Source organism: Pirellulales bacterium (assembly GCA_019694455.1).
Lineage (GTDB): Bacteria > Planctomycetota > Planctomycetia > Pirellulales > JAEUIK01 > JAIBBY01.
In genome coordinates this window covers 1-10,733 of the sequence record JAIBBY010000086.1, presented here as the reverse complement: position 1 = coordinate 10,733, position 10,733 = coordinate 1, and the positions used below count along the sequence as shown (strand labels likewise).

Here is a 10,733-nt window from a genome sequence, read left to right as displayed (position 1 = left end):
GCCATGCACTCATTTCGATCGGCGCATAACGCGATCGAATGGAAGATTTTGGTGCGCGGCGAGTCAGGCTCGCGGACGTTTGAGCGGAAGTTTCCGGTGATCGTCATACCGGAAGGGAGGTCTACGGGATGAGCGACGCGAGGGTGGCAATCGAGTTTCCACACCACTCCGACCACTTTCGGCCGGGGGAAGCGCTCGTGGGACAATACCGACTAGAACGCGCGCGCGACGAACTGGTGATCGCCGCCGAGGTGTCTGTGCTTTGGCGCACCTCGGGCAAAGGAGACGAAGACCTGGGTGTGCATTACTTTCAGCGGTTCGACGCGGCGGGGGGCGACGCGATCGACGCCGGCGAACCCGCGCGCTTTGAGACGATGTTGCCCGCGAGCCCGCTGAGCTATGACGGGGTGATTGTGAAGATCGGCTGGTGCGCGCGGGTGCGATACTTCCTGGCGGGCGGCGAGCAGGTGACGCACGACCGCCACTTCTATTTAGGGCATGTTCATGCTCCCCCCGCCACGGGGAGCGAAGTTCCGGCGCCGACGCTTGTCTATTGAGAACCCATTTTCGGCACAGCGCCTGCGACCGGGCGTGTTGGAATACCGCTTTGCGGATGGCGACTCCATCGCCGCGCTATGCGATCGTTGGACGAAGGGGCCTGCGACGATGCAGATTGTCGGCCCGCACGGCAGCGGCAAGTCGACGTTGCTGGCGTCGCTAGCGCGCGAACTGGCGCGGCGCGGCGAGCGCGTCACTCTAGTAACATTACGCGATGGTCAGCGAACGATGCCAGGCGATTGGCCAGCGCTACGAGCATTGTCGCCGCGATTGGTCATCATCGATGGCTATGAACAACTCGGCTGGCTGGCGCGCGCGCAACTTCGCTATTGGCGCTGGCGGCAAGGCGCCAGGCTGCTGGTAACCGCGCATGGATCGCAGGGGCTGCCGACGCTCTACGCGACGCGCATGACGCCGGAGTTGGCCGCCGATGTGGCGCGCGCGTTGGCGGGCGACCAGTTTGTCATCGACCCGATGGACCTGCATTCGATCATGGCTGCCAACGGGGGGGACCTGCGCGAGTCGTTGTTTGCGCTCTACGATCGTTTTGAGGCACGGCGGCGCGGGGAATAGTTAGAACCCCGGGGGCTGTCAAGCTATGACGGCTGTAGCGACTGCGCGGCCCGCTGGCGCCGGCGACTCGTGGATAATGTTCGCCAAGCGTTTGAATCCGTACGCTAATCTTTTGTAAGCTTTTCAAGAGATACAACGCGCACGACGCACACCAAGCTCGGGTATGCGCTTTGCATGGGTAGCAAGCGCATGCTGAGCCACCTCATGACGCGACCACTTTGATGATCCAACGAGAGCCAGCACGGGAGAGTATGAAGATGACGATGCGACGATTCGGACTGGCGACGCTCGTAGCGAGCGCTTGCTGTTTGGCGCCGAACGAGAGCCAAGCGTTTTGGAAATGGTTTCGCGGTTGCTGCGGCGGCACAGCGGTGGCCGCGGCCCCAGCACCGCCGGTGGTGACGCCAGCGGTGGCCATGGCGCCGTCGTGCGACCCTTGTCGGCAGACGGTAGCTTATGTGCCGCAAACCAGCTATCGAGTGCAGCAGGTGGCTGTGCCCGTGACGACGTATCGGCCGGTGACCAGTTGCGGCCTGTGCGGCACGTCGAACACGACGTACGTGCCGGTGACCACCTATCAGACGCAAACGCAGTATGCGCCGTACACGAGCTATCGGTTGGTGTACTCGAACGCGCTGCCGGTGGCGTCGACCAGTTATTACACGCCGGTGACCACGGCCTATGCCACGAGCGCCGCGGTGAGCTACGCGGCGCCGGCCGCTAGCGCGACCTCGAGCTGCTGTGGTGGATCGGCCGTTGCCGCGCCGACGACGACTTACGCGACTCCCAGCTATGCGGCGCCCAGTTCCAGCTACACGCCGCCAGCGGGGAGTTACTCGCCTGGTACGACGTACGCGCCGGCGCCGACCGCAGTGCCCAGTGGTACCGCAGCGCCAACGTTGCCGCCCGCGACATCCACACCAAGCACCTATGCGGATCAGCCAACCCCCGCGGCGACGGCGCCAGCGCAATCTGAGCCACAACAAAAGGTTCAGGAAGAAGAGCGGCTGCACCCGACTCCAGAGGTGGAGAATCGCGGTGAGGCGAACCCGACGACGGGTCCAAATATCGTCTCGCCCGATTCACGCACCACGCGCCGCGGCGCGAGCGATCGCTTTGCCTCGTTGGAGCGGACCACGCACACGGTGGCGCGTCCGGTGTCGACGATCGACGACGGCGGCTGGCGCCCCTCGCGTTAGGTTGCAGCAGGCACATCAGCTGACGTAGCCAATACGACCATTTAGCAACACGAGCCATCGGAGCGCTGAGTTCCGGTGGCTCGCTCCTTTTGGCCGGCTTCGCAATCAACTTTTCAGCAGCACGCTCACCGCCTCGAGACCGGTCATGCCGGGCGTGATGCCTAGCCGACGGGCGGGCTCGCTCACCTCGACGATTTTGGCGTCGTACAGATCCTCGGGTTCGCACAGCGGTTTTTGCAGTGTGCCACGCGCGATCGCGACCGCAATGCCGAACTCGCCCGCGATGTTGACATCGTAGATGCCGCATCCGACGAAGCCGCGATCGGTGTGGATGGCGCAATACTGTCCGCTCGACCAACGAAAGCTGGAGCCGAGGGCCTGGCCATGCGGTGTTTCGAGCACGCGTTGGTTGGAGCTAGGCAGTGCCATGCGTGGCAATCTCCGTTCGATAGAACGCTAAGTGAACACGGCCATTGAAGGTCCGGCGCCCAATTAGACCACATCGGGCGCCGTGTCGCGAAAGAGCTGGAGCAGGGCTTCCGAGTCTGACGCGGCGCGGAGCTGGTCGAGAAATCCGGGGATGGCGAGATGTCGACTGAGTCGCGCGAGTGTTTGCAGATGGTGGGTGTCGTCGACCGAAAGAATCAAGAAATAAAGGTCAGTCATGACGCGGCGGCCGACCGCGAAGGGAAGCCGTTGATCGGTGCGGCCAAAGGCGAGAAAGGGCTGAGCGAGGATCGCCGGCATCGGACGCCGTGGATGCAAGAGCGCGACGCCATTGTCGAGCGCGGTGGGCGCCATATCCTCGCGCGAGCGAATGGCGTCGGCCATTGTATCGGGGTCCCAGAGCCAGCCCGTTTGGGCGGCTAGTTCGACCATCGAGTGGATGACGGAACTGCGCGTGCGCGCGGCAAGCGGTAGCGCGATTGCTTCGCGTGGCAGCAAATCGACGATCGAAACCGGCAGATCGACGCCGCGCGGAGAGCGCTGCAGCGAGCCTTCGAGGCGATGCAACTCTTCGTCGTCCAAGGCGCCAATACGAGCCTCTAGCCATGGATGGATTTCGCCCTGCGAGAAGCGCCAGGCGCCGGCCACTTTGCGTCCGGGAATCTGACCGCGATCAGCCATGCGCTGCACTAATGCGGCGCCGAGATGCAGGTAAGCCGCGAGCGATTCGATGTTAAAGTCGTCGTCGGCCATGAGCGCCCCATTGTGGGTTATAAACGGCTGCTGCCGCCGCTGGCGGTCCAGGAAAAATCGGGATTCACGCCGCGCAGCATGGCGCCTTGAGAGGGTCGATTGCCCGGCGCCGTGGGTTGGCGCGTGCCTATTGGCTGTTCGATCGGGCGGTCTTCCGCCGCGCGCACTTGAATGATCCAGAGCACGCGTGGCTCGTCGGTTTGGTTCAGGTTGGAGCCGTGGGGCACGAGGTAGTTCATGAAGACCACGTCCCCGGCTCTACCGGGCAGCTCCTCGCCACGTTCGAGCGGCCATTCTTGCGGATCGAGGATGTGGCCGTCGTCGTCGATGTGCGGCAAAGGTAGTCGCACGCCGGGCACGGCGCGAAAACAGCCGCGGTCGCTAGTGGTGTCGGTCAGATGCACCAACACGGTGCAGACGGAATGTTGCTGGTGGGGAAAGTAGGGATAGTCTTGATGGAGGGGGAAAACAGCGGCGTCATCGCGCGTTTTGACATTGATCTTGCAGTGGTGCAACTGCACGTTGGGCCCCACGAGCTGCGCCATGCGGCTCGTCAGACTCGGGTGAGTAAGGCAACGCATGAAGAGCGCGGAGTGGAGCTGAGGGTCGCGCAGTGTGCTCATTTTTCTGACGCCGCGAAAATGAGTGTTCTGCGACAGCGCGCCCTCGCCGCAGCGGCGCCACATGGCGTCGACCTCGGCGCGCAGCGCGGCAACTTCGTCGCCCGTCAGGACACCGGGGGCGATGACGTAACCGCGCTCATGGTATTCTGCGACTTGTTCGTCGGTCAGCATGACGCTTGAGCGTATCCGATCGGACGCGGATGCTCAAACTCCGCCTGTCAAACTCCGGCGGCGAGGCCACGGCTCCGCGGCGGAAAACAACTCATCGACGGCGGCGCTATGGGGCGAGGCCCATTTAGCGATCGGCGTCGCTGCGGGCAGAGCCGTAGTTTCGGTTGGCAATGCCGCCGCCATGGACGGCGCCTGGGCGACCGATGTCGACTGCGCGGCGCCGCCGTTGCGCATCTTCAGAAACTCATCGACCCAGATTTGCAAGTCGGTCAGGTCGACATTGCCATCGCCGCTAAAGTCGCCTTGACTCAGCGTGGCAGTGCCCGAGAGATTCTGGGCGTTGCGGAGCCAGATTTGAAAATCGTTGTAGTCCACACGCTGGTTGCCATCGGCATCGCCGCGAACGGCGCCGGGAAATTGGCCCCAGATGACGAAGGTCTTTTTGTAGACGCTTCCTTCGTAGGGAATTTCGCGCGTAATAAAGTTGAGCCCGGGCTGCAAGGTAATGGCTTCCGTGAAGCGAACCGCGGGGGGATCGCCGGCGCCATAGCTGTGCTTGACCACATATTCCAGATTCAAATCAGGCTTGGTGGAAACGGCGGGATTGTAGCGAATTCCGGGCAGGATGGGCTGAATCGGGCCGACGCGCCCCACGACTTGCGGTTCGCGGCCATCCGGCGCCAGCGCATCGCCGATGGAGATGCCGTATCGATCTTGCGCCTGCTGATTCGTCATTTCCAAAATGGGAATGACATAGTCAGGGCGTTGCGGCTCGAAGTACAACTGAAAGTCGCGCTCCGTGCCGTTGTGGTTGTAGACCCGTACTTCCGTGCGGCTGGTCAACCATGTGTTGAGGCGATTGACGTTGTTGTTGTCTCGCACCGACTTCACGTAATAGGTGACGTCATCGTCGAGATAAATGAGTTCTTGCGGATGCTGAGCGTTGGAGAGATCGGCGTAGGTGACGTCGATGATGTTGACCTGCACGCTCGGGAAGACAGAGTACGGCACACCAATGTTGCGGAAGTTCTGCAGATGGACACGTTCGATGTCCATGCCGCCGCGCGACGTGATGATGCCGTCGTAGAAGCCGACGATTTGCGAATCGCGCACATGCACGATCGGGGTGGCGCCGGTCGGGTCGCCGTCGATGCCCAACGACAGTTGGCCTTGCCAGGCCGGATAAGGGCGGGCCGGCGCCGCACTGGGATCGAGTCCCAGGGCGTAGGGGCCAATCAGCACGGAGTTGATGATCGACTGGTTGTCAGCGCGTGGATAGGTTCGCGGGGCAGAATAGTAGAAATGTACTCCCTTGCCGTTGAGGCTGCGAATGTTCGCATGAAACTGATCAACCGCCCAGCGATTGGCGTTGCTGTAGTAGGAGACGAAGCCGTGACCTAGCGCGACATCGGCGCGATTGCGGGCGAACTCAACCACCGGTTGATAACTGGGGTTGAAGTTCTTGCCGGCCAGGACATTGGCGGATATGCCAACCAGCGCGTCGGGGTTGGCGCCGGCGACGACCGGCAGGCGCATTCCTTCGCGACCGAAGAGCCAATAAGCGAATCCATCGACTCGATATTGCCCCGCTGCCACGTTGTCGCGCACGTGCATGAGCGGGCTGGCGAACCAAAACCCGAACCCGCCGTGTCCAAAGCTATTGTTCTTGGCTTCGCCGGGAGAGGCGTTGACAATCACATTGTCTGCAATGCCGGTGCCGCCGCCGGTGCCGATCGTGAGATTTCGCTCCACGACGCCGATCTCGTTGCCATCTTCGCTGACGAAGGCGGCGCCCTCGAAGCGCACCGCCACGCTATCGCGAATTTCGCTATACGTGCCGTGCAAGGCCAAACCCCATTTGAGCGCGCCGTCGATCACGATGTTTTCGAAGACAGCGGCCTCGGTGAGGTGATGCGCGTGCAAGTTATAGCGGCCGCGCTGATTTGTGCCGAGGACAGGCTGGCCTTGGTCGTCGAGGATGACCTGGCCATTGGCGCCGCGACGGGTGTCGCTAATTGGCTCGGCTTTGGTGCGGCCCAGATTGACGAACGCGGCGCTACGCACCGTCACCTGTGTGTCGCCGGCGAACAGCAAGTGTCCGCGCGACTGATTGGCCGTGCCGGCGCCATCGGCGGAGCGGAAGACGATATTGCGCGAAATCTGCCCCACATAGCCCACATGGGCATACTGCAAAGGCGCCGTGAGCCGCACCATGCCGCCATCCACCGCGGCGACCGCGACTTCTTCCCATTGCGCTTGGAAGTTCTTGGCCTGGCCGCCCACTTGGGTATCGGCCAAGACTAATCGATCACCCGGTTGCCAATCGGGCGCGACGGCGAATTGCAAGGTCTGGGTGCCCGCGGCGGCGGGCGCGGCTAGTTCGGCGAAGGCGGTTTGCACTGCGTCGCCTTCGATATGGACCTTGCCCCCCGTGGCGATCAGGCCAACGGTCATTTGCGTGGGATCCTGCGTCGTATTGACGACGCCGTCGAAGACGACCGTCGTGCGAACAGGCTGGGCGGGGCGCTGGCCCGACTCGGTGACGCCGACGTAGAAACCTCCTTCGGGGTAAATGAGGATGGTGCCGACGGTCAGCTTGGTTGAGCGATCGATGGCGAACTCGAGCGTGCCGGCGACGCCAATTGCCTTGAAGGTGTTGGACGAGTCGGCGTCGTAGACCACATGCGAACCGGCGGGGATATAGACAACATCGTTGGCTGTGAGATTCGAGGCCCAGTTGCTCCAGAGCGAGTGTCCGACCGGCGCGACTACGGTGGGCATGGCGGCGACGTCTGGGTACCAATCGCCGCTGTTGGCGTCGTGGTGGCCTACATAGAAGTGCGGCAGTTCGCCGGGCAGACGAAGTGAATCGTCGAGCCATTGCAACTCGGCATGTTCGCCTTCGTGTTGGTGGTCGGTCGCGGCGACCGCGATCGTGGACACTTCGGCTACGTCAGCGCCAAATTCCAAGTCGGCGGCCATCAGCCGACGAAGCTCGAGGCGTTCGGAGCGAGGAATCAGAGAAAGTCGGCGCGCGCGCAACGACTTGGATCGTTGTGAAAACGACAAGGGGGAATCTCCGTATTCTTGAACCCCTGGTCGCTGTCGGCATCATGCTCACGTCGGTCGCAGCACATGTCCAGGGCAAGCGATCTTGGCGTCGATCGACTACCGAGCTGGACGTAGTTGATTGCTGCTGCGGTTCGAAACCGAACGTTCGCGCGAGATGAATGCACTGAGTCCCGATAACTGGCGAAGTGCTAGGTGCGCTGGCATGCGCAAGCACAGGGACTCAGAATGACGCTGAAATTATAGCGACGGCGCGCAATACCGAAACCCTAAATCGAACAATAGGCGCACTGTAGCGCAGTTGTGCGCTGTGGATTTCGATTGACTGATTCGGCGCGATGAATTTAGACTTGCGGGCATGTCGCTGAGCGGCAAACAAACTATCAGCGCAAATTCCTAGATCGCCACTGTCTGCTCACCAAAAGTTTCAGGGTGAAGCAATGATTAACTGGTTGGCGGATGAAGACTGCGAACTAGAGGGCATCGGTCGCCGAACGCTTTTGCAGGCAGGGTTTCTTGGGCTCGGGCAACTCTCGTTGGCGCAATGGCTGCGACTGAAGTCGCAAGCCGGCGAGGCGCGGCCGACCAACAGCGCGGCGAGCGTGATCTTTGTCGAGTTGGCAGGTGGCCCTTCGCATTTTGAGACGTACGATCCCAAGCCCGAGGCGCCGCGCGAATACCGCGGCCCCTTGAGCAGCATTGCGACGAGCATCGCCGGCGTGCGGTTCAGTGAATTGATGCCGCGGCAGGCCAGCGCGATGCGGCGATTGGCGATTGTGCGATCGATTCATCACAATTCGTCGTCGCACGAGACTTCTTCGCATCTGGTGCAAACCGGCTACTATTTGCGCGACCGACAGAATCGCGAAAACGAAATGCCGTGCGCCGGCGCGCTGGCCGCGCGGATGTGCGGCAGCAACCAACAGGGGACGCCGGCTTATGTAGCGATTCCGCAGGCCATGCGTTCGGGCACGGCGGCCTATCTCGGCAAGGCGTACAACCCGTTTGTGACCGGCAGCGACCCCAACCGGCCGAACTTTCGCATCAATAATCTTGAACTTGCGAAAAGCCTCAGCGGAAAGCGGCTACGTCAGCGGCGCGCGCTATTGGCCTCGCTCGATCGCGGCAGCCGCGTGGTGGACAATCATGGCGTGACCAGCGCGATGGACGACTTCACCGGGCAGGCGTTTGAGATGGTGACCGGTCGCCGCGCGCGAGAGGCGTTCGACATACATGCCGAAGATCCGCGCACGCGCGATCGCTATGGGCGCAACGCCGTCGGTCAAAGCATGCTCTTGGCGCGGCGCTTGGTGGAGGCGGGCGTGACCTTTGTCACCGTGCGCGTGCCGGGATGGGACGACCATCAAGACATCAATAAGCGCATGCGTCAAAAGGGGCCAGCTTACGATTGCGGCATGGCGGCCTTGGTGAACGATCTGTATGACCGGGGTATGGATCGCGACGTGCTGGTGGTGGCCATGGGCGAATTTGGCCGTACGCCGCGCGTGAACAAAAACGCCGGTCGCGATCATTGGGGCGCCGTGATGAGCGTGCTGCTGGCAGGGGGCGGCCTGCGGGTGGGACAAATCGTCGGCAACTCCAATCGCAAGGGCGAAACTCCGGTCGAGCAACCGTATCGACCGGAGCACGTGTTGGCGATGGTCTACCGCCACCTGGGCATCGACCCAGCTCAGACGTTTGAGGATTTGTCTGGCCGGCCGCGTTATGTGCTGGAGGATCGCCGGTTGATTGAAGAGCTGATCTGAGTGTTAGCGATTGAAGTCGCCCTCGCGCTCTGGCTGGTATAGCACTTCTTCGACTTTGAGCTGCACCTTGCCGGCGGGGACTGGCCACTCAATGACGTCGCCCACGCGATAGCCGATGAGCGCGGTGCCGACCGGCGAGAGGACCGAGATGCGTTGACGCTCGACATCGGCCTGCTCGGGATAGACGAGCGTATAGTCGTACACGTCGCCGCTCTCGATTTCGCGGACGCGCGCGGTGGAATTCATGGTAATCACATCGGGCGGCACGTCGGTCGGCGCGACGGTTTCGGCGCGCTCGAGTTCACGGCTCAGATCTTGCAAATAGCGGCGCTCCACTAATTCGACGTTGACCGCCTTCTCAAGCAAGGTTCCCAGCCTGGTTCGGTCAAGTTCGGTGACAATGATCTTGCGAGCCATGATGAAACTCTCTGACAGGAAAACGCCGGACCAAGCGCGGCGCGATCTACATGCTCTGACTGGGAATTATATCGGGAGAGTCAAGCTTTTGATACTGCGAGCAAATGCCAGGCGCGCCCGCGTGAAGGCTACTTCGCCGCAGGCGGCTCCAGCGCGAGGATTTGCTTGCCGTCGGCGACAGTCCAGACGCGGAGCACACTGTCTTGGCCACCAGCCACAACCCTTTGACCATCGGCGGTGACGCAGGCGGAATAGAGGAAATCGGTCGCGCCGCCAAAGTTAAGCGGGTTGGCGCCATCGTTGGTGTTGTGTTGCCGCACAGTCTTGTCGCCGGACGAGGCGAGCGTCATGGGACTCGTGCCAATGAAGTTGACCGATGTCACCTCCTTGCCAAATCCGGCAATGGTTCGCTGCTGTTCGCCGGTCTCCAGATTCCACACCTTCACGACGCCGTCGGCGCCCGAGCTAGCCAGCACCTTGCCATCAGCACGCCAGGCCACGCCGAGCACATGATGCGTGTGTCCTTCAAAAGAGCGAATTAGCGCGCCGCTGGCGATATCGAATACGCGCACAAATTTATCGGAACCGCAGGTGGCAAGTTGTGTGCCGTCGGGGGAGAACTTTAGCCCCAGCACGGTGTCGCTGTGCGCCTCGGGCAGTTCGCGAACGAGGGATCGATTGGCGACGTTCCAGATCTTGACTTCGCCCGCGCGCGAGGGTTGTCCGCCGCCAGTGGCCAACAGTTGACCATCAGGCGAGAACGACAGCGCGAGCACGCGATCGGCGATGGCGGACGCTTCGAGATTCGTCGGCTGATCGCTGGGGGGGCCGATTTGTCCGGCATAGACCCATACGGGGTCGAGATCCCAGGAGCGCGCGGTGGCGTCGGCGCTGGTCGAGATCAAGGCGCCGTCGGCGGCGAAGCCAAGCGACGACACGGCGCCCTGATGGGCGGCGAAGGTTTCGAACGCGGCGCCGTCGTCCGCGCGGTAGGCGCGGATCACCGCGTCGTCGCCGCCGGCGACGAGCAAAAGATTGTTGGGCGAAAACGCCAAGGCGCGCACGGGAAGGGCCTGCTTGGCCGCTTCGGCCTCGGCGGCGGCAAGCTGGGCGGGGATGCTGTCGGCGATCGCCGCGGACTTGTCGAAGCTCTCTTT

General features: G+C 62.3%; 10 protein-coding genes. 4 read left to right on the top strand and 6 right to left on the bottom strand.

Annotated features, from left to right (window positions below; genetic code table 11):
• Positions 1 to 128 precede the first annotated feature (128 nt).
• The 3 genes from K1X71_20170 to K1X71_20160 all read left to right on the top strand — a co-directional run bounded on the left by K1X71_20170 (position 129) and on the right by K1X71_20160 (position 2,330).
• The gene (locus K1X71_20170) at positions 129 to 557 is read left to right on the top strand and encodes a hypothetical protein (protein MBX7075465.1); all 429 of its coding nucleotides are present in this window, start codon (positions 129 to 131) and stop codon (positions 555 to 557) included.
• 109 nt (positions 558 to 666) lie between these two features.
• Positions 667 to 1,131, top strand: a complete 465-nt coding sequence (locus K1X71_20165) for a hypothetical protein (protein ID MBX7075464.1) — start codon at positions 667 to 669, stop codon at positions 1,129 to 1,131.
• Positions 1,132 to 1,388: 257 nt separating this feature from the next.
• The gene (locus K1X71_20160) at positions 1,389 to 2,330 is read left to right on the top strand and encodes a hypothetical protein (protein ID MBX7075463.1); all 942 of its coding nucleotides are present in this window, start codon (positions 1,389 to 1,391) and stop codon (positions 2,328 to 2,330) included.
• Positions 2,331 to 2,435: 105 nt separating this feature from the next.
• Here the strand turns inward: K1X71_20160 and K1X71_20155 are convergent, their stop codons facing one another.
• From K1X71_20155 to K1X71_20140, 4 genes are all read right to left on the bottom strand, one after another.
• Positions 2,436 to 2,759: a DUF1805 domain-containing protein gene (locus K1X71_20155; protein ID MBX7075462.1), complete on the bottom strand. Its 324-nt coding sequence runs from the start codon at positions 2,757 to 2,759 to the stop codon at positions 2,436 to 2,438.
• 63 nt (positions 2,760 to 2,822) lie between these two features.
• Positions 2,823 to 3,530 carry a PTS sugar transporter subunit IIA gene (locus tag K1X71_20150; protein ID MBX7075461.1) on the bottom strand — a complete coding sequence of 236 codons (708 nt, stop codon included), beginning with the start codon at positions 3,528 to 3,530 and terminating at the stop codon, positions 2,823 to 2,825.
• A 17-nt stretch (positions 3,531 to 3,547) separates the two neighbouring features.
• Entirely contained in the window at positions 3,548 to 4,324 is a 777-nt protein-coding gene (locus K1X71_20145; GenBank protein MBX7075460.1) for a phytanoyl-CoA dioxygenase family protein, read from the bottom strand.
• Between the two features lie 33 nt (positions 4,325 to 4,357).
• On the bottom strand, positions 4,358 to 7,306 hold the full coding sequence (locus K1X71_20140) for a hypothetical protein (protein ID MBX7075459.1): 2,949 nt from the start codon (positions 7,304 to 7,306) through the stop codon (positions 4,358 to 4,360).
• Between the two features lie 527 nt (positions 7,307 to 7,833).
• Between K1X71_20140 and K1X71_20135 the strand changes: the two genes are divergently transcribed.
• Positions 7,834 to 9,159 carry a DUF1501 domain-containing protein gene (locus K1X71_20135; GenBank protein ID MBX7075458.1) on the top strand — a complete coding sequence of 442 codons (1,326 nt, stop codon included), beginning with the start codon at positions 7,834 to 7,836 and terminating at the stop codon, positions 9,157 to 9,159.
• A 3-nt stretch (positions 9,160 to 9,162) separates the two neighbouring features.
• Here the strand turns inward: K1X71_20135 and rnk are convergent, their stop codons facing one another.
• Together rnk and K1X71_20125 are read right to left on the bottom strand one after the other, a co-directional pair.
• Positions 9,163 to 9,576, bottom strand: coding sequence for a nucleoside diphosphate kinase regulator (gene rnk, locus K1X71_20130; protein MBX7075457.1), 414 nt, complete (start codon positions 9,574 to 9,576; stop codon positions 9,163 to 9,165).
• 128 nt (positions 9,577 to 9,704) lie between these two features.
• The coding region (locus K1X71_20125) for a WD40 repeat domain-containing protein (GenBank protein MBX7075456.1) at positions 9,705 to 10,733 on the bottom strand (1,029 nt) is incomplete at its 5' end.